The organism is Amycolatopsis sp. NPDC001319, from assembly GCF_042896185.1.
GTDB lineage: Bacteria > Actinomycetota > Actinomycetes > Mycobacteriales > Pseudonocardiaceae > Amycolatopsis.
In genome coordinates, this window is sequence record NZ_JBIAWY010000002.1 from 354,357 (window position 1) to 372,846 (window position 18,490).

Annotated in this window: 18 protein-coding genes and 1 tRNA gene; 7 read left to right on the forward strand and 12 right to left on the reverse strand. The window is 71.8% G+C overall.

Going from position 1 to position 18,490, the window contains the following annotated elements:
- Nucleotides 1-2 precede the first annotated feature (2 nt).
- Nucleotides 3-359: an ArsR/SmtB family transcription factor gene (locus tag ACFY1H_RS07385; protein ID WP_386945266.1), complete on the reverse strand. Its 357-nt coding sequence runs from the start codon at nt 357-359 to the stop codon at nt 3-5.
- Nucleotides 360-458: 99 nt separating this feature from the next.
- On the opposite strand from ACFY1H_RS07385, the gene ACFY1H_RS07390 reads away from it, so the two are divergent.
- Nucleotides 459-1,223, forward strand: a complete 765-nt coding sequence (locus tag ACFY1H_RS07390) for an SDR family NAD(P)-dependent oxidoreductase (RefSeq protein WP_386945268.1) — start codon at nt 459-461, stop codon at nt 1,221-1,223.
- Between the two features lie 78 nt (nt 1,224-1,301).
- On the opposite strand, the gene ACFY1H_RS07395 is transcribed toward ACFY1H_RS07390, so the two are convergent.
- The 6 genes from ACFY1H_RS07395 to ACFY1H_RS07420 are packed head-to-tail and all read right to left on the reverse strand — an operon-like array spanning nt 1,302 to nt 9,223.
- On the reverse strand, nt 1,302-2,462 hold the full coding sequence (locus ACFY1H_RS07395; protein ID WP_366576425.1) for a serine hydrolase domain-containing protein: 1,161 nt from the start codon (nt 2,460-2,462) through the stop codon (nt 1,302-1,304).
- Nucleotides 2,459-3,676: a 2Fe-2S iron-sulfur cluster-binding protein gene (locus tag ACFY1H_RS07400; protein ID WP_386945270.1), complete on the reverse strand. Its 1,218-nt coding sequence runs from the start codon at nt 3,674-3,676 to the stop codon at nt 2,459-2,461. Before ACFY1H_RS07400 ends, ACFY1H_RS07395 begins: the two co-directional genes overlap by 4 nt.
- Nucleotides 3,673-4,506 carry an FAD binding domain-containing protein gene (locus tag ACFY1H_RS07405; RefSeq protein WP_386945272.1) on the reverse strand — a complete coding sequence of 278 codons (834 nt, stop codon included), beginning with the start codon at nt 4,504-4,506 and terminating at the stop codon, nt 3,673-3,675. Before ACFY1H_RS07405 ends, ACFY1H_RS07400 begins: the two co-directional genes overlap by 4 nt.
- 3 nt (nt 4,507-4,509) lie before the next feature.
- A complete protein-coding gene (locus ACFY1H_RS07410; RefSeq protein ID WP_366576420.1) occupies nt 4,510-5,289 on the reverse strand; it encodes an enoyl-CoA hydratase/isomerase family protein in 780 nt (259 codons plus the stop codon).
- A complete protein-coding gene (locus tag ACFY1H_RS07415) occupies nt 5,289-7,673 on the reverse strand; it encodes a xanthine dehydrogenase family protein molybdopterin-binding subunit (protein WP_386945274.1) in 2,385 nt (794 codons plus the stop codon). The genes ACFY1H_RS07410 and ACFY1H_RS07415 overlap by 1 nt, the downstream gene beginning before the upstream one ends.
- Nucleotides 7,670-9,223, reverse strand: coding sequence for an AMP-binding protein (locus tag ACFY1H_RS07420; RefSeq protein WP_366576416.1), 1,554 nt, complete (start codon nt 9,221-9,223; stop codon nt 7,670-7,672). Before ACFY1H_RS07420 ends, ACFY1H_RS07415 begins: the two co-directional genes overlap by 4 nt.
- An 80-nt stretch (nt 9,224-9,303) precedes the next feature.
- Between ACFY1H_RS07420 and ACFY1H_RS07425 the strand changes: the two genes are divergently transcribed.
- The 3 genes from ACFY1H_RS07425 to ACFY1H_RS07435 all read left to right on the forward strand — a co-directional run bounded on the left by ACFY1H_RS07425 (nt 9,304) and on the right by ACFY1H_RS07435 (nt 13,074).
- On the forward strand, nt 9,304-9,834 hold the full coding sequence (locus ACFY1H_RS07425; protein WP_366576414.1) for a PadR family transcriptional regulator: 531 nt from the start codon (nt 9,304-9,306) through the stop codon (nt 9,832-9,834).
- A 54-nt stretch (nt 9,835-9,888) separates the two neighbouring features.
- Nucleotides 9,889-10,638 carry a flavin reductase family protein gene (locus ACFY1H_RS07430; protein WP_366576412.1) on the forward strand — a complete coding sequence of 250 codons (750 nt, stop codon included), beginning with the start codon at nt 9,889-9,891 and terminating at the stop codon, nt 10,636-10,638.
- A gap of 738 nt (nt 10,639-11,376) precedes the next feature.
- Complete coding sequence (locus ACFY1H_RS07435; protein ID WP_386945277.1) at nt 11,377-13,074, forward strand: AMP-binding protein; 1,698 nt, start codon at nt 11,377-11,379, stop codon at nt 13,072-13,074.
- Here ACFY1H_RS07435 and ACFY1H_RS07440 read toward each other — a convergent pair.
- Together ACFY1H_RS07440 and ACFY1H_RS07445 are read right to left on the reverse strand one after the other, a co-directional pair.
- Complete coding sequence (locus ACFY1H_RS07440) at nt 13,064-13,447, reverse strand: DUF2255 family protein (protein ID WP_386945279.1); 384 nt, start codon at nt 13,445-13,447, stop codon at nt 13,064-13,066. The two genes, ACFY1H_RS07435 and ACFY1H_RS07440, sit on opposite strands and share 11 nt — an antisense overlap.
- The gene (locus ACFY1H_RS07445) at nt 13,444-14,304 is read right to left on the reverse strand and encodes a helix-turn-helix domain-containing protein (RefSeq protein ID WP_386945281.1); all 861 of its coding nucleotides are present in this window, start codon (nt 14,302-14,304) and stop codon (nt 13,444-13,446) included. The genes ACFY1H_RS07440 and ACFY1H_RS07445 overlap by 4 nt, the downstream gene beginning before the upstream one ends.
- Before the next feature lie 149 nt (nt 14,305-14,453).
- Here ACFY1H_RS07445 and ACFY1H_RS07450 point away from each other — a divergent pair, with 149 nt between their 5' ends.
- A complete protein-coding gene (locus ACFY1H_RS07450) occupies nt 14,454-15,365 on the forward strand; it encodes an alpha/beta hydrolase (RefSeq protein ID WP_386945282.1) in 912 nt (303 codons plus the stop codon).
- Between the two features lie 221 nt (nt 15,366-15,586).
- The gene (locus ACFY1H_RS07455; protein ID WP_366576402.1) at nt 15,587-15,952 is read left to right on the forward strand and encodes a hypothetical protein; all 366 of its coding nucleotides are present in this window, start codon (nt 15,587-15,589) and stop codon (nt 15,950-15,952) included.
- A gap of 165 nt (nt 15,953-16,117) precedes the next feature.
- Here the strand turns inward: ACFY1H_RS07455 and ACFY1H_RS07460 are convergent, their stop codons facing one another.
- Genes ACFY1H_RS07460 through ACFY1H_RS07470 form a run of 3 tightly spaced genes read right to left on the reverse strand, consistent with a single transcriptional unit; the run spans nt 16,118 to nt 18,087 of the window.
- Entirely contained in the window at nt 16,118-17,107 is a 990-nt protein-coding gene (locus ACFY1H_RS07460; RefSeq protein WP_386945284.1) for an adenosine deaminase, read from the reverse strand.
- 59 nt (nt 17,108-17,166) lie between these two features.
- Entirely contained in the window at nt 17,167-17,730 is a 564-nt protein-coding gene (locus tag ACFY1H_RS07465; protein ID WP_386945286.1) for a TetR/AcrR family transcriptional regulator, read from the reverse strand.
- 57 nt (nt 17,731-17,787) lie between these two features.
- The gene (locus ACFY1H_RS07470) at nt 17,788-18,087 is read right to left on the reverse strand and encodes a hypothetical protein (protein ID WP_366576396.1); all 300 of its coding nucleotides are present in this window, start codon (nt 18,085-18,087) and stop codon (nt 17,788-17,790) included.
- 321 nt (nt 18,088-18,408) lie between these two features.
- Between ACFY1H_RS07470 and ACFY1H_RS07475 the strand changes: the two genes are divergently transcribed.
- Nucleotides 18,409-18,482 (forward strand) — tRNA-Pro (locus ACFY1H_RS07475).
- The last annotated feature ends 8 nt before the right edge of the window (nt 18,483-18,490 follow it).

The following is an 18,490-nucleotide window of genomic DNA, read 5'->3' on the forward strand; positions in this document are numbered from 1 at the left end:
GGCTAGGGGCGCGCCGCGGTCCTGTCGAGCGCGGGCGCCTCGCCGATCTGCTCCTCGTCGGCCGCCTTCAGCACGGCGTCCAGGAGGCCGGGAAACCGCTGGTCCAGGGCCCCGCGACGGAGGGTGACGAAACAGCGGGTGCCGTCTTCGCGGGTTTCGGTGACGCCGGCGCCGCGGAGGGTCTTGAGGTGGTGGCTGAGCGTGGATTTGGCGACGGGCGCGCGCAGGTCGCCCCACTTGCGTTCGGCGCCGTCGGCGAGCTGGCGCACCAGGCCGAGGCGGACGGAGTCGCTCAATGCGGTGAGCACCTCCGCCAGCTTCATGTCCTCGGGCGCCGGCGGGGGCGTCGGGTGCCTCATGCGGATCCGTTCGTCGGGGGCGGGCCGACCGTCATTCTACGACGGCCGAACAACGTGCTACGTTCGACGTTCGCAGAACATCGAATGAAGGAGCGAGCCGTGGACCCGACGTCGAGCGACCTGTCCGGACGCGTCGTGATCGTCACCGGCGCCGGATCGGGCATCGGCCGGGCGAGTGCGGAGGCGTTCGCGGACGCGGGCGCGAAAGTCCTCGTCGTCGGCCGGCGTGCCGATGCCCTAGCCGAGACCGCCGCCCGGCACCCGGCGATCGAGGTCCACGCGGCCGACCTGGCGCGACCCGGGGCCGCGGAGTCCGTTGTGGACTCGGCGCTGCGGCACTGGGGCCGGCTCGACGTGCTGGTCAACAACGCCGGCATCTTCACCGGGATGCCGCTGGCCGACACCACCGCCGAGGGTGTCGAGCGCCTGTTCGCCGTCAACGTCGTCGCGCCGAGCCTGCTCGCGCGGGCCGCGCTGAAGCCGTTGCGGGAAAGCCGGGGCGCGATCGTCAACGTCTCCAGCACCTTCGGCCACCGCCCGCTGGCCGGCGCGGCCCACTACGGCGCTTCGAAAGCAGCCGTCGAATCCCTCACCCGCAGCTGGGCGCTCGAGCTGGCGCCCGAAGGAGTGCGCGTGAACGCCGTCGCCCCGGGACCGACGGAGAGCGAGGCGCTCGTGTCGGCGGGCCTGTCGCCGGAGGAAGTCGACCGCGTCAAGGCCGACGAGGCCCAGCGCATCCCGCTGGGCCGCCGCGGTCGTCCCGCCGACGTCGCCGCGTGGATCGTCCGGCTGGCCGACCCGCACGCGGCGTGGCTCACCGGCCAGGTCCTCGCCGTGGACGGCGGGCTGGCCCTGGCCGCCTGAGTTCACCCAGTCCGAAGAGCCCGACGGCTCCGGCCGGATGGTCGCGGCACCCGGCCGGGGACGTCGCCGCTTCAGGATCTAGCGCGTCGCGTACAGCGCCCGCTCGAAGTTCTCGTAGAGCTTGATGAACGGCGGCGGCACGAACGGCAGCGACTGGCTGTAGATCGCGCCGGTCACGCGGTTCACCGGGTCGACCCAGAAGAACGAGTTGCACAGCCCGGCCCACGTCCCGCTGCCCGCCGCGCGCATGCCCGGCCGCTGCTCGCTGTTGAGCACCAGCCCCAGGCCCCACTTGTGACCCGGCCCCGCGGCGAAGTCGTACGACGACGTCGGGTCCGCGGTCGGGATGCGCGCCGGGAAGTCCAGGTCGCCGATCTGGTTGGTGAACGCGGCGTCCACAGTGGAGCGTTCCAGCACCTTCGTGCCGTCGAGCGTGCCGCCGCCCAGCAGCATCCGCTGGAACTTGAGGTAGTCGCGCGGCGTGGAGTACAGGCCGTGGCCGCCCGCCCAGTACTCGGGCTGCTCGGGGATGTTGATGTCGGTGGCCACCCACTTGCCGTCCTCGCCCAGGACGTGGATCGGGGCCAGGTTGTCGCGCTGCGAGCCGCTCGGGGCGAACGACGTCTCGGTCATCCCCAGCGGTCCGGTGATGTGCTCCTTGAAGAACACGTCGAGCGTCACGCCCGCGACGGCCTCGACCACCTGGCCCAGCCAGTCGGTGTTGGTGCCGTACTCGACCTTGGTCCCGGGGTCGGCGACCATCGGGGCGGTCAGCACGATCTTCTGGCCCGACAGCACGTTGGGGATGCCGGTGGCCTTCTCCCACTTCACGATGTCGTCGTTCCAGAACCAGTAGCTCAGGCCCGAGGTGTGCGTCATGAGCTGCCGCACGGTGGCCTGCGAGGCCGGCGCCCGCAGCTTCGGCTGGTCGCCGTCGAAGCCTTCGAGCACCTTCATCTCGGCGAACTCGGGCCGGTACCGCTCGACCGGGGCGTCGAGGTCGAGCTGCCCTTGGTCGGCCAGCTTCAACGCGGCGGTGGTCGTGACCATCTTGGTCATCGACATGATGCGGAAGTGCGTGTCCGCGGACGCCGGGCCGGCACTGCCGGCGGCGCGCGGGCCGGCGGCGCCTTCGTAGATGATGCCGTTGTCGTCGGCGGCGATGGCCACGACGTTGGGCACGTCGCCGGCGTCGACGGCGTCGCTCAGGATCTTGTCGATCGGGGCGGTCGAACTCATCGTTGAGTCCCTTTCGGATGTGTGGGTGGGTTGTGCTCGGCCCGGCGCAGGCGCCGGCCCCATTCCCGGGCTTTCGCCGCGAGAGTGGCTGCGAGGAGAGTCAGTGCGCCCGGCGGCTTCTTCGCCGTCGTGCGCACCCCGGACACCGCGGTCTCCTCCACGGCCGCGGCGAACTGTTCGAACATGCGCCGGCTGACGTCGCCGGCCAGCGCCCGGCCGAACTGCGCGATCCGGCCGGTCAGGTACACCTGCGCGGTCGCCCGCAGCCGCGTGCCGGCTTCGGTTTCCTCTGCGACGAGCAGGATATCGGCCTGGGTGCGCCCGCCGCCGGCGTCCTCGCCCTGGCCGATCACCCGCAGGCGGTGGGCCTCCGCGTCGCGTTCGGTGACCTGCGCGAGCCCCGCGAACGACAGCCGGATCGGCCCGACGGCGACCCGCGCCCGGCCGCGGTAGCGGTCTTCGCCGAGGTGCCCGGTGATCTCCGCCCCGGGCAGGCACGCGGCGACGAGGTCGATGTCGTCGAGCACGGCCCACGTCTTCTCCGGCGACGCGGCGAGCTCCTGGGTGACCTCGACGGTGAACGTCGGATCCCCTTGCGGCAGCTCGATCTCCCGGACACCTGCCGCTTCGGCCACGGCCTTGCCGCCCGGCTTGGCGGCGGTGTGGCCCATCAGCACGTGCTGCCCGCAGTTGCGCGGCTCGGGGATCCCGTCGCGGTGCGCACCGGCCACTTCGGACACCGCGGAGACGATGTTGCGGTAGCCGGTGCACCGGCACAGCACACCGGACAGCTCCACGGGCAGGTCCTCTTCGGCGACGTCCGGCTTGTGCGCCAGCAGGTCGTAGGAGCTGAGCAGGAACCCCGGTGTGCAGAACCCGCACTGCAGCGCGTGGTGCGCGCCGAACGCCTCCTGCAACGGGTGCAGGTCGTCCGGGCGGCCGAGGCCCTCGACCGTCACGATGTCCGCGCCGTCGAGCTGGCAGGCGAACAGCAGGCACGCGCGGGCGGCGGAGCCGTCGACCAGCACCGTGCACATCCCGCACACGCCGTGCTCGCAGCCCAGGTGCGTGCCGGTGAGTCCGAGGTGGTCGCGCAGCGCGTCGGCGAGCGTCACGCGCGCGGGCAGCGACAGCGACACCTCCGTGCCGTTCACGGTCATCGTCACGTCGAGGGGCTCGCCGGCCTCCGCCCGAACCGGCCGTGGCAGCGTCATGCCGACCCTCCTTCCGGCGCTCGGCGGGCCCGGGCCAGCTCGCGCACGGCCAGCGCCGCCACGAGCCGCTGCCGGTACTCGCGCGAGCCGTGGGTGTCGCCCGCGGTGTCCACGAGACCGCAGGCCAGCTCGGCGACCTCGTCGTCGCCGAGGCCGGTGACGACGCGCGTGACCGGCCGGTCCGACACCCCGAACGCGGTCAGCACGGCTTCGCCGTCCCCGGCCCGGAACCGCGTGGCCACCCCGGCCAGCGCGAAATCCCCGTGCCGGCGCGCGATCTCGGCGAACCCGAAACCCTCGTCCGGGCGGGCCACGGGGAAGCGCACCGCGGCCAGCACGTCCTCGGCGCCGACCGAGGTGGCCATGGCGCCGTGGAAGAACTCGGCCGCGGGCACGGTGCGCCGGCCGCGCGGACCGGCGATCTCCAGCGACGCGTCCAGGCAGCAGGCCACGGCGGGCAGCTCGGCGGCGGGGTCGGCGTGCGCGATGCTGCCGCACACCGTGCCCCGGCTGCGCAGCTCGCGGTGCCCGATCCACGGCAGCGCCAGGCGCAGCAGGGGTACGGCCGAGGCGAGCGGGTGCCCTTCGAGCGTCCGCTGGCGCACCAGGGCCCCGATCACGAGCTCGTCGCCCTCGCGGCGCACGAAGTCCAGTTCGGACAGCGACCCGATGTCGACCACAGTGGACGGACGCGCCAGCCGCATCGCCAGGATCGGCACCAGCGACTGGCCGCCCGCGAGCACCTTGCCCTCACCGGCGCTGCGCACGAGCTCGGCGACGGCGTCGTCGAGCGTCGCGGGCCGGACGTAGGCGAACGGTGCGGCTTTCACGGCTCAGCGCCCCTGGAACTTCGCGGGCCGCTTCTCGGTGAACGCGGCCACGCCCTCGGCGAAGTCGTGGCTCGCGCGCAGCATCGCGTAGGCCTTGCGTTCCAGCTCGATGCCGGTGTACAGCGGCCCGTCGACGCCCTTGTCGAGCACCTCCTTCGCGGTGCGCGCGGCCATCGGCGAGTAGCCCAGCAGGGTCTCGACGACCTTGTCGGTCTCCGCGTACAGCTCGTCGCGGTCGGCCGCGAGCTTGGCCACCAGGCCCCAGTCGAGCGCCTGCTCGCCGGTGATCCGCTCGGCGGTGAGGATGTGGAACTTGGCGCGCGAGAGGCCGATCAGCCGCGCGAGCCGCTGCGTGCCGCCGCTGCCGGGGATCATGCCGAGCTTCATCTCCGGCAGCGCGAACCGGCTGCGCGGCGTGGCCAGCCGGATGTCCGTGGACAGCACGAGCTCCAGGCCCACGCCGAAGCAGTAGCCGTCGACCGCCGCGACCACGATCTTCTTGCTCCGCGCGGGCGCGGTGACGTTGTGGCCGAGGTCGGTGAAGTCCACCGGCTCGACCTCCATGAAGCCGGGGATGTCGCCGCCCGAGGAGAAGTGCTCGCCGTCGGACTTCAGCACCACCACGCGCACGTCGTCGTCGGCGTCGATCTCGGCGAACAGCTCCGCCATCCGCTGCCGCATCTCCCACGTGATGATCGTGAAGCGGCCGTGGGAGAGCGTCAGCTCGGCGACCTGCCCGTCGTGGGTGCGGCCGAGCCGGATCTCGCCTCCGGTGAGCGCCATCAGGCCTTCCTTTCCAGTAGTTCGTGCACGACGTTGCCGTGCAGGGGCAGGGTCGTCACCTCGATGCCGAGCGCGTCGGTGACCGCGTTGGCGATCGCCACCGGCAGGCTCATGCTCGAACCCTCGCCGCAGCCTTTCGCGCCGAGCGTGGTGAACGGCGAGGGCGTCTCGAGGTGGTCGCTGATCAGCGGGTAGCCGGCCTCCGCGCTGGTGGGGCAGAGGTAGTCCATGAAGGTCGCCGACGTGGGCTGGCCCGAGTCGGCGTAGCGGAGTTCTTCGTACAGCGCGCCGCCGAGCGCGTGCGCGAGCGCCCCGTGCACCTGGCCCTCCAGCAGCTTCGGGTTCAGGATCGTCCCGGCGTCGTGCACCGTGGACACCAGCTCGATCTCCACGGCGAGGCTCACCGGGTCGATGCGCACGGCGACCAGCTCCGCGACGAAGCCGTAGCACAGGCTGGAGTTGATCTGGTCCCCTGTGGACGGTGCCTTGGCCTGCGGCGGGTTGAACGCGGCCTCCTCGTAGAGCCGCGCCGGCACCCCTTCGGGCAGCGACCCGGGGTCCCAGTGCACCAGCCCGGCGGCGTGCCGGAACGCCACGCGCTCCTCGGGGGCGTCGCGTTTGCGCACGAACCCGTCGGCGAGCTCCAGCCCGGCGGGGTCCGTGTCGAGCAGCACCCCGGCCGCCGCCCGGATCGTCTCGGCGATCTTGTCGGCCGCGGCGACGAGCGCGCTGGTGAGCAGCGGCGCGAAGCGCGAGGAGTAGCTGCCGGAGGTGATGGTCCACGGTGTGGTGGCCGTGTCCATCTCGACCACCGGCCGCACGGATTCCTGCGGCAGCCCCAGCCGCTGCGCCACGAGCTGGCGCGCGACCGTGGCGTGTCCCTGGCCCTGCGGCACGGTGCCCAGCAGCACCGACACCACCCCCTGCGGGTCGACGCTGATCCGGACGTGCTCCGTGCTGCCCGACTTGCCGCGTCCGGTCGCGCGCTGCTCGGCCGGCGTGGCGAGGCCGACGTAGCCGATGTTGGTCGCCGACGGGTCGACGATCGTCGCCATGCCGATGCCGAAGTACTCGCCGGCCTCGCGCGCCTGGCGCTGGCGCACGCGCAGCTTCTCGTAGTCGGCGTTGCGCAGGGCCAGCTCGAACGCCCTCGGGTAGTCGCCCGAGTCGTACACGCCGCCGCTGGGCGTGTGGTACGGGAACGCGCCGGCCTGGATCAGGTTGCGGCGCCGGATCTCCGCCGCGTCGAGGTCGAGCTCACGGGCGACGCGGTCCATGATCCGCTCGAGCCCGAAGTAGAGCTGCTGGCCGCCGAAACCGCGGTTGAGGCCGGTGGGGGTTTTGTTCGTGACCACCGCCCGGGCCCGGATCGCCACCGCGCCGATGCCGTACGCACCGGTGATGTTGCCGAAGCAGCGGTAGAGCGTGCTGGGCTCGGGCGGGCGCAGGTACGCGCCGACGTTGTCGACGAGGTCCGCGCGCAGGGCCTCGACCTTGCCGTCGGCGTCGACGGCGGCCTCGAACCGCATCCACCGGTCCGAGCCGGCCGAGCTCGACAGCAGGTGCTCCACACGGTCCTCGGTCCAGCGCACCGGCCGGCCGCAATGCTTGCTGGCCAAGGCCATCAGCGCGACGTAGGGGTAGATGCCGGACTTGATGCCGAAGCTGCCGCCGATGTCCGCGGGCACGCGCAGCCGCACCCGCGACGTCGGCAGCCCGAGGCCCGCCGCGAGCACCGGCACCATCGAGAACGGCCCGTGGAAGTTGGCCCACGCGGTGACGCCCGGCCCGTCGACGTCCTCCAGCCACTCCGCGACGACCGAGTAGCACTCCATGGGCGCCGAGGTGTAGCGCGGGAACCGGTATTCGCCGGTGACCACGTGCGCGGCTCCGGCGAAGAGCTCGTCGACGGGGCCGAAGCTGAACGTCCGGTCGGTGGCGACGTTGCTGCCGAGCTCCTCGTGCAGCAGCGGGGCGTCCTCGGCGATCGCGCGCGTGGAGTCGACCACGGGCGGCAGCGGCTCGTAGTCCACTTCGACCAGTTCCGCCGCGTCCTCGGCCGTGTAGCGGTCCGTCGCGACGACGACGGCCACGGGCTCGCCGACGAACCGCACCTTGTCGGTCCCGGTGGGGTAGTAGCGGATCGGCGTCTTGAGCGAGAGCGGGAACGGCTTCAGGGCCGCGAGCACGTCGTCCGGCCCTAGGACCGCCGCGACGCCGGGGTGGGCGCGGGCGCGGGACAGCTCGACGGACCGGATGCGCGCGTGCGGGTGCGGGCTGCGCACGACCGCCGCGACCAGCGAGCCGCGCATCGGGTCGAGGTCGTCGAGGAACTTCCCCTTGCCGCACAGCAAGGGGACGTCTTCGATGCGGGCCGCCGTCATGCGTGCTCCTTGCCCGGCACGAGCTGTGCCAGCCGGCGGTAGTGGCCCGCGGTCAGCTCACGGCGCAGGATCTTGCCGACGGCGGACTTGGGGATGCCGGCCACGGCCAGGTAGCGCTTGGGCCGTTTCAGCGACGGCAGTCCCGAGTGCTCTCGCGCGTAGGACTCCAGCTGTGCCAGCGTTTCCTCGGGCCGGTGCCCGGCCGAGGGCACCACGAAGGCGGTGACCGCGCTGCCCCAGCGGTCGTCGGGGAGCCCGGCGACCACGATCTCGGCGACGGCCGGGCAGCGCACGAGGGCGTCTTCGATGTCCTCGGGGTAGATGTTCTCGCCACCGGAGTTGATCATGTCGTCGACGCGGCCCGCGACCCACAGGTCGCCGTCCTCGTCCTCGGTCGCGAGGTCACCGGTGAAGTACCAGCCGGCGCGCAACGACTTCGCGTCGGCGTCGGGCCGGTGCCAGTACCCGCGGAACGCCTCCGGGCTCTCCAGCGACACCGCGACCTGGCCCGGTTCGCCCGGCGCCACGACGTCGTCCGGGGTCGCGCCCTCGGCCGGGCTGACCAGGCGGACGCGGGAGAAGACCCCGGCGCGCCCGGCACAGCCCGGTTTGCGGCGCACGTCGGGCCCGATCGTGAAGGTGTAGATCTCCGTGCTGCCGAAGTGGTTGACGAACACCTCCGGGTGCAGCTCGGCGTCGAGCCGCTCGGCGAGCGCCGGTGTCATCGACGCGCCCGCGTAGGCCAGCCGGCGCACGGACTTCGCCTCGGCCAGCCGTCCTGTGTGGACCAGCGACCAGTACGCGGTGGGCACCAGGTAGAGCGCGCTCACCTCCTCCTCGGTGATGAGCTCCAGCGACTCCTCGGCGTCGAACTTCACCTGCGGCACCCAGGTACCCGCCGCGACGATGCTCGCCAGCAGCGCCCGCATGCCCATCGTGTGGAACATCGGCATCACGCCGAGGGCGACCTCACCGGTGCGGTGCTGCGTCTGGATCAGGTGCGCCACCGCGGCCGCGTGCTCGGCGGAGTGCCGGCGCGGCACGCCTTTCGGCCGGCCCGTGGTGCCGGACGTGTAGAGCATGACGCTCGTGTCGTCCTCGGCCGGCTGGTGCTTCGGCGCGGGCGAGTCCAGCAGCCGCGCCAGCGGCGTCACCCGCTCGGGTGCGTCCAGCGCCGCTCCGGAGTGCGCGCGGGCCGGCAGTTCGGCGATGCCGGCGACGGTCGGGTCGGTGGTGCTGTCGGTGATCAGGAGCGTGGGGGAGCAGTCGCGCAGGCAGTAGGCCACGTCGTCGGCGCTGAAGCGCGTGGACAGCGGAACGGAGATCGCGCCGGTCTTCTGCACGGCCAGGTGCAGGCTCGCCAGGGGCTCACCACCGGCGAGCAGGAGGGCGACGTGGTCGCCCGGGCGCACGCCCAGCCGGGTCAGCGCGCCGGCCAGCCGGTCGGTGCGTTCGTCCCACTGCGCGTAGGTCATCGGGTGCCGGCCGCCCACGGCCCGGCGATGCGGATAGCGCTCCGCCGTCCAGCGGAACGATCTCACCAAGTCCATCGTCGCACTCCCGGAGATCGATGGTCCGATTCGAATGATCTGTTTCGGACCATGGGCGAAATTACGGTAGGGTCGAGGGCATGTCAAGCGGACGGTTGAGCACGACTTCGTACGTCGTGCTGGGGACGATCGGGCTGCGTGGCCCGTCCACGCCGTACGACCTCAAGCGCGCCGTCGGGCACTCGGTGGGGTACTTCTGGTCCTTCCCCCACGCGCAGCTGTACTCCGAGCCGGAGCGGCTGGAGCGCATGGGGCTGCTGGAGGTCGAGACCGAGCAGACCGGGCGGCGCCGCAAGGTCTACAGCATCACCGACGAAGGCCGCGATGCCGTGCGCGCCTGGCTGGCCGCGCCCACGCACGAGCACTTCGAGATGCGCGACATCGCCGAGATGAAGCTGTTTTTCAACGAGCTGGGCGACACCGGCAACATCGTGAACCTGGCGCGCGAGCAGATCAAGCAGCACGAGGAACGCATCTCGGTGTACGAGGACATGCAGCGCCGCTTCGGTGCCGAGCCGAAGTACGCGCGCCGCATGATCCCGCTGCGGCTGGGGCTGGAGATGGAACGGGCGGCGCTGCGGTTCTGGTCGTCGATCGCCGAGGAGTTCTGAGCCGCCCGTCGGTTCGGCCGGGACCGAAGCGCGGCGACCCTAGCGTGGGCGCTCGTGAACGATCATGTCGCGATAACCCCCAGCATCCTCTACTTCGGCACACCGGTCGCCTTGCTGACGACGGAAAACGCCGACGGCTCCCCGAACATCACGCCGATGTCCTCGGCCTGGGCGCTCGGTGAGGTCGTGGTGCTCGGCCTGGCCCGCAGCGGCCACGGCGCGCGCAACCTCACCTCGCGTCCCGACCTCGTGGTCAACCTGCCCGGCCCCGGCCAGTGGGCGGCGGTGGAGCGGCTCGCCCCGCTGACGGGAGCGGACCCGGTGCCCGAGCACAAACGGGACCGCTTCCGGTACGAGCCGGACAAGTTCGCCGCGGCCGGGCTACGGCCGCGCCCCGCCGAGCTGGTCCGGCCGCCGCGCATCGCCGAATGCCCGCTGCAGCTGGAAGCGCGCGCGGCGGCCGTCCGCGAGCGCGCCGGGTTCCTCGTCATCGAGGCCGACGTGCTGCGGGTGCACTGCGCGCCGGAGCTGGTCGTGCCCGGCACGCAGCACGTGGATCCCGCGAAGTGGAGCCCGCTGATCTACAACTTCCGCCACTACTTCGGCCTCGGCGAGCAGCTCGGGCACAGCTTCCGGTCCGAGACGCCCGCCGTCGCCTCAGGCAGCCGCGGGCAGCGCCCGGCGCCGGTGCCGGACCAGCCCGGCCGCCTGCGCGCCGACGGCGAGGACGACGTACGCGATCAGCCACGGCGCGAAGCCGGGCGGCTGACGGTTGGTCGTGGCGAGGTCGGCGAGTACCGGTAGCGCGTAGAACGCCGGCAGCGCCAAGACGGGCTCGGTGCGGCGCAGGATCCCGTCGACGGAACGGGAGAGCTCGTCGTCGGCGAGCACCGGGCGGGTCAGCACGCCGAGCAGCACCGCCGCCACCACGACCGCGCCCAGCGCCAGCAGCCCGAGCCACAGCAGCGCCCACACGCTGCCCGACGACACGACCATCGTCACGGCCAAGGCCGCGCCACCGCCGAAGGTGACCACGAGGGCCGCGACGGACCACCCGTTCAGCACCCCGCGCCACGGAGGTCGCTGCGCGGGTGCCGTCGGGCCGAGCCAGGCCGCGGTGCGCCGGTCGGCCCACCGCACGGGCAACCAGAGGACGAGCTGCAGCCCGGCGAAGAGGCAGAAGAAGGAGCGGCCCTCGGGCAGGTCGTCGTGGTCCAGTCCGGGCAGCAGCGACAGGAACTGCACCGCGAACGAGCCGAACGCGATCAGCAGCAGACCGGCGAGCATTCCGGTCCACGTCGGCCCGGGTCGCGCGCCCGCGCGCACGCCGAGCCGCCGGACGAGCAGCGGCGTGAGCCGGCTCGCCGGGACGTCGTGTTTTTCCAGCCATCGGCCGGCCGCCTTGAACTCGGCTTCGGTCGGGTCGGTCATCGGTTCCCCCTCGGTTCGAGAGGTATACGTGCGAAGGGCGATTCGCGTTGCCCGGTCGGCCGGGGAATTCTGCCCGGCGGAGCCTCGGCCGGGCGGTGGTGCGGTCGTAGCGTGGTCGTGCCGTTCACCGCCCGCCAGAGCCGAAGGGGGCCGGCCATCACCGACGTGTTCACGCCAGGACCGGGACGGACGGTGTTCAGCCTCCGGCCGCCACCGTCCGTTGTGGACCGGTTTCGCGCGGAAGGCTTCTGGCGGGACGGAAATCCGCTGCGGGATCTCGCGCGGTGGCGTGCCGAGACACCGGACGCGACCGCGCTCATCGCGCTTCGGACGGCGACCGGCGAGACGACCCGGCTGACCTATCGCGAGTACGCGCGGTGCGCCGAGCGCTACGCCGGGGCGCTGACCGAGCTGGGCGTGGGGCCGGGGCAGGTCGTGGCCGCGCAGCTGCCGAACGTGTGGCAGGTCGATCCGCTGCTGCTGGCCTGTTTCCGGGTCGGCGCTCTGGTGGCGCCCGTGATGCCGACGATCCGGTCACGCGAGCTGGAGCGCGTGCTCGCCCGGGTGGGGGCGTCGGTGTGCGTGACGGCCGACGTCTGGGACGGCCACGACCACGCGGCGGCTCTGGCCGGGATGGCCCCGAGGCTGCCGAAGCTGCGGTACCGGGTCGTGCTGGGCTCGCGGGTGTCGGCGGACGAGGTCGATTTCACGCGGCACTTCGAGCAACCGTGGGAAACGCGGCACGCCGTCGCCCTCGACGACGCCCGGCCGGACCCCGACCAGGTCAGCCTCGTGCTGTTCACCTCCGGCACGACCGGCCGGCCGAAAGGCGCGCTGCACACACTGAACACCGAGTACGCCACCGCCGCCGCGCACATCACGGCCGACGACCAGGGGCCGGCCGAGCGGTTCTTCACCCCGCACTCCCTCACGCACACCGGCGGCATCTTCCACTGCCTCATGCGCCCGTTGCTCACGGGCGGCTGCGCGGTCGTCGCAGACCGCTGGGAACCCGAGGTCGTCGGCGCGTACCTCGAAGAGACGGCCGTGACACAGCTGCTGATCGCGCCTGCGTTCCTGGCCGGGCTGCTGCCGTACGCGCGGCCCGGCCGGCTGCGGACCGTGACCACGCTCGGCACCGCGACTCCCGCCGCGCTCGTCGCCGACGTCGCCCGCGTGCTGGGTGTGCCGCTGCGCACGTGCTGGGGCATGACCGAGTGCGGCGGCACCCTCATGCGCGCCGACGACCCGCCGGACTGGGCGCTGCACAGCGTCGGCCGGATCTCCCGCGGCAGTGACCTCGATCTGCGGTCCGACCTGGGCGAAATCACCGCCGAACGGCCCGGCCGGCTCTACATCCGGGGCGCCACCGTCTGCCTGGCCACCGTCGACCGCGACACCGGTGAGCTCACCGTGGCGGCCGACCACGACGACGGCTGGTACGACACCGGTGACCTCGCGATCCCCGACGGCCGCGGCGGCATCCGCCTTCTGGGCCGCGACGCCGACCGCATCGGCGGCGTCCTGATGATCCCGGCCGCCGACGTGGAGTCCGCGTTGCTCGATCACCCGGCCGTCCGCGACGTCGCGCTCGTCGGCTACCCCGACGCCGCGGACGGCGAGCTGCCCGCGGCCGTCGTCGTGCCCGCCGCCGAGCCGCCGACGCTCGCCGGCCTGCGTGAGCACCTCGCCGCGCTCGGCATGACCGAGTGGTACTGGCCCACCCGCTTGGAGCTGGTACCGGAGCTGCCGCGCAACGCGATGGGCAAGGTGCGCAAGGACGTCCTCGCCCGCGGCCTCACGTGCTGACGCGCGGGCCGCGTCCGTCCACAGTGGAGTGATCCGCCGGGCTGATCCGGAGCGTCGCGGCTCGTGCCTCGGCGTTGGTGACGAGCGAAGCGGCTCCGTACTTGGCCCGGTACGCCTCGTCGATCTCGGCCGAGCGTTCGCCGTCGGCGGCGAACGCGACGGCACGGCTCAGCGAGCCGACCCGCACGCGGCCCCGGCGGTGGTTCGCGGCGGACTGGAACCACCGCGACCCCGGACCCCGGAACGCACGCACGAACAGCGTCCCGTCGATGAGGACGAAACCGACTTCCACCCAGGCGTCGCCGGGTCCGGCGCTGAGCTCCAGCGACGCCGAAGCCGAAAGTGCCGCCAGTTCCGGAGCGGTCCACGTCATCGCTTGGCCGCCGAGTGCTCGGCGTGCCAGGACAACAGGATGTCCAGCGCTTCGCGCGAAGGCGTGCCGGGCTCGGCGGTGAGGACCATCAGGCGCTGGCCGGAGTCGTCGGGGCTCAGCCACGTGTCGCAGTCCAGCGTGAGGTCGCCGACGAGCGGGTGCCGGTAGTTCTTGGTGCCGAACCCCGCGCTGGTGACCCGGTGTTCGGCCCACCACGTGCGGAAGTCCCCGTCCTGCACGGAAAGCTCGCCGACGAGGTGCGCCAGGTCCGGGTCCTTGGGATCGCCGGCCGCCTCCATGCGCAGCGCGGACACGGCCACGCGCGCGTCCTGCTGCCAGTGCGGGTGCAGGGCGCGGAACGCCGGCTCGGTGAACATGAGGTGCACGTAGTTGCGCCGCGCGGGCGTGACCTGCGCGAAGTCGACGTACAGCGCGGTCGCAGCGGTGTTCCAGCCGAGGATGTCGAGGCGTTTGCCCAGCACGATCGCCGGGGTCTCGGTGAGCTGGTCGAGCAGCCGGCGGATGGCGGGCCGCACGCGCTGCACGGCGCGACGGCGGCGCGGGCGCGCGTCGGCCTTGCCGGCGAGGTCGTAGAGGTAGGTCTGCTGGTCGTCGTCCAGCCGCAGGGCGCGCGCGAGCGTGGCCAGGACCGTCGCCGACGCCTGCACGCGGCCCTGTTCGAGCCGCGTGTAGTACTCGACGCTGATGGCCGCCAGCTGGGCGACCTCGGTGCGGCGCAGTCCGGCGACCTTGCGGCGGGTGCCGGTCTCGGGCAGGCCGACGTCGCGGGGGGTCAGCTGGGCGCGGCGCGCCTTGAGGAAGTCGCCGAGCCGCGCGGAGCCGGACGGAGTGGTCATGGGTTCATTCTGCGCCCGGCCGGGCGCGCGCAAGAGGGCCAGGATCCTGACCACCCCGAAACCCGGCTCTGGTGGTGTCGCGGCTGCGGCCGGATCGTGGAGTCAGGGCCCGGTATCCCGCCGGGTGCAAGATCATCGAGGAGTATCCCGTGCCGAAGATCGACGTCACCTTCGACAGCGCCGGCGTCCGGCTCGCCGGCCACCTCTACGTCCTGGACGGGGCCGCCGGCCCGGGCCCGGCCGTGGTCGTCGGCCACCCCGGCAGTGGCGTGAAGGAGCAGGCCGCCGGCCTCTACGCGGCGCGGCTGGCCGAACGCGGGTTCGTGACGCTCGCGTTCGACGCCGCCTACCAGGGCGAGAGCGGCGGCGAGCCGCGTGGCCTCGAAGACCCCGCCCAGCGCGTGGAGGACTTCAAGGCGGCCGTCTCGTTCCTGACCACCCGTTCCGAAGTGGACGCGGGCCGCATCGGCGAGCTCGGCATTTGCGCGTCGGGCGGCTACGTGCTGTCGGCCACGGGCGGCGACCGCCGCGTGAAGGCCGTCGCCACGGTCAGCGGCGCCGACATCGCCCGTCAATTCCGCTTCGGCGCCGACGGCACGCAGGACCCGGCCGTGTTCGAAGGCATGCTCGACGCCGCAGCCCACGCCCGCACCGCGGCGGCGGCCGGTGAGAAGCCCGCGCCGCTCACCCTGTTCCCCGAGACCGTCGAACAGGCGCGTGCCCTCGGCGGGGAGCACGGCGCGGAGGGATTCGAGTACTACCGCACCGAGCGCGGGCACCACCCGCGCTCGGCCGAGGCCTTCGACTGGACGAGCGTCGACAGGTTCGCCACGTTCGACGCCTTCACCGCGGTCCCGCTGATCGGCTCGCGGCCGCTGCTGATGATCGTCGGGACGCGCGCGATCACCGCGTGGATGAGCGTCGAGGCGTTCCAGAAGGCCACCGGTCCCAAGGAACTGCACCACGTGGAAGGCGCCAGCCACGTCGACCTCTACGACAAGGAGCAGTACGTGGGCCCGGCGGTGGACAAGCTGGCGCGGTTCTTCGGCCGGAACCTCTGAGCGAAGAGTCCACAGTGGATGATCAGTGTTGGCGTGAGGTCAAATACCGTGAAGTCAAGAACATCACCTGAACGTTCTACTGTGGACAGTAAAATCGACTGCGCGGTGAAACAATCACGCGATACAGGGGGAGAGGGTTGCCCCGCGCGGCTTCTTCACTCAATCGGCCGCAGCCGTTTCTCGGTTGTCCACGGCCAGCCGGGTAGGGCATGCTCGACCGGGTGAAGATCGATCCGCCGAGACCGCTCACCGTGCAGGAACGGGCGATCCTCGCCCTCGTCCTTTCGCCCGACTTCGCCGGCGCGGCGGAACTTCGACAGCAGTCGACGTCCGCCGTCGTCGACGGGTGCTGCGGCTGTGGTTGCCCCTCGGTCAGCTTACGGACGGACGACTCCGCGCCGATGGCCTCTCTGAGTTCGAGACTTGTGCCGATCGAGCTCGAAGTCCTGGCCTCCGATGACGAGTCCCCGGGCCAAGTCCTCCTCTTCGCCGACGACGGCAGGCTGAGCTACGTGGAGTATGTGTGCTTCGGCGAGCCGTCCACCGACTGGCCCGATCTGAGCCGGGTGCGGGTGGTCGGCCCGTGAACGTCGAACGGCAGCCGAACTCGGCCGAGATCGAGGCACACTTCACTGCGGTTCTCGACGGGAGAACTGCACGGCAATGGCCAGGTGCAGTTGGCTGGCTGAGGTCAGGAGCCGGCGAGCAGGGTGACTTGCTGCTTTAGAGGCGGCACAGTGATTCCAGCCGTTTTATCGGTGCTCGCCGTCGGACATCTCCTCGAACACATCCCGCAGCTCCTCGGCGTGCGCGAACGAGCCGCTGAAACTGTTGCGCACCAAGGTGGTCACCTCGGCTTCGGTCAGGCCGAGCGCATCGGTGACGGCCTCGTAATTCTCGTTGACGTAGCCGCCGAAATACGCCGGATCGTCGGAGTTGACGGTCACCGGGACGCCGGCGTCCAGCAGCCGCTTCAGCGGGTACGTCGTGAGGTCGTCCGTCACGTGCAGGCGCAGGTTCGAGAGCGGGCACATCGTCAGCGTGACCTGCTCGTCGGCCAGCCGCGCGACGAGGTCGGGATTCTCGGCCGCCGCGTAACCGTGGTCGATGCGCTCGACGTGACACGCGTCCAGCGCCTCGGTGACGTAGGCGGCCGGCCCCTCCTCCCCGGCGTGGCACGTGGTGCGGTAACCCTCCGCACGCGCCGCATCGAAGTAACGCGCGAACTTCGCCGGCGGGTTCCCCCGCTCGGCTCCACCGAGGCCGATCCCGAGCACCCGCTCCCGCCACGGCCGGACCAGCTCGAGCAGCTCCAGCGCGTCGCCCTCACTGCGGTGGCGGTGCGCGCTGACCAGGAGCGCGCCGTCGATGCCATGTGTTTCGCGGACTTCGTCGATGCCGTCGACGATCCCGCCGACCTGCTCGCCGATCGGGATGCCGCGGTCGAGGAACGCCTGCGGCCCGAACAACATCTCCGCCCGCCGCACGCCCTGGCCGGCGGCGCGCTGCAGATACGCGACCGTCAGCTCGCGGAAATCCTCGCGCGTGCACAGCACCCGGCAGCCCTGGAAGTACACCGACAGGAAGTTCTCCAGCCCGGTGAACGCGTACGCGGCCCGCAGCTCCTCCGGGCTGCGCCACGGCAGCTCCACGCCGTTGCGGGCGGCGAACCGAACCATGTCCTCGGGCTCGAGCGTGCCCTCGAGGTGAACGTGCAGCTCAGCCTTCGGCAGCGCGGTCAAGAGTTCCTCCCGGGTCCCGTAGAAGTGAACTGATCGATTCACTTCCGTGGGGAGTCTACCTACCCGGGCAACAGCGCCGCGACGGCCCGCTCATGCGCCGCGTCAACCTCGGCCGGCGGCGTCCCGCAGATGAGCAGCATCTGCAGCCCCCGCCACAACGCCACGATCGCCATCGCGGTGTCGTCAGGCCGCACGACGGTTGCGTCCCCCCGAAGCGCCCCCGCCACGACCTCGACCCACCGCTCGCGCGTCTGCGCGAGAAACTCCGGATGCCGGCCCGGCACGTCGGCCGCCATGCCGAACCGCGCGAAGAACAGCTGCAGATGCGGCCGCCGCGCCGGGTCCGCAATGTGCCGCCACGCCGCCGCGACCCGCTCGGCCGTCGTCCCCTCGCCGGTGAGCAGCTCGCCGAACCGATCGAGCAGCGCGGTCCCGCCGAGAATCTCGTCCACCGCGGCCGCAAGCAACCCGTCGAGCGACCCGAAGTGGTAGAGCAACATCCGATTGTTGGACCCGATACCCCGCGCGAGCTCACTCAGGGACAGATCGACCACCCCACGGCCGAGCACGAACTCGCACGTCTCACGCAGAAGCCTCGCGCGCTCGACCGGTCCACTCGCCACGCCGCGATCGTAGGGCAACGCCCTGACCTGCCCACTCCGAGTAACCGCCCGGCCTGCTCACCCCACCACCGTGTTTCCGACGGCCCGCAGCAGATCGCTGAGCCAGACCAGGTGGTAGGCAACCGGAGGCCGCTCGCCCTCCACCAGCTGCCGAACATGCTGTTCACACTCCGACAACTGGCCGATGGTGAGCCCTGGGGGCTCTCGTGAGACGTCGTAGAGCGCGTCGGGCGGGATGGCCCAGAAGTAGTCGGCATCCACCTCCACGGTGTCCCCGTGGACCTCCCTCACATGCTCGAACAGCCTCTCGGCCGCCGCGGCCAACTGGTCAAGCCGGATGACGTTTGCAGTGGTCACTCGATCTGCCTTCCTGGGGGGCGCATCCGCTTGATCGTATTGGTCTCTTCGCGTTATGTCGCTTCGTTTTCCTTTGCGGCATGACCAAAGGCGTCCGCTGGCGGCAGTTCTTCCTTCTTGTCCGTCCGGCAGGTGCTGGGGCCCGCCGACGTGTCGCTGACGCTGGACACCCACGGCCCGAGCCCGCTCGCGGCGTCACCCTCCGTTGCCGAAGTTCCCGCAGGTCAGACCATAAATGTGGGCCTCCCTGCAACCCCCCGATCGCGACCCGCTACAGTACTCACATCGCGCTTCACGGAGCACCTCCGGGGAGCACGGGTCCGGGCTGTGGCGCAGTTTGGTAGCGCACTTGACTGGGGGTCAAGGGGTCGCAGGTTCGAATCCTGTCAGCCCGACCGGATCG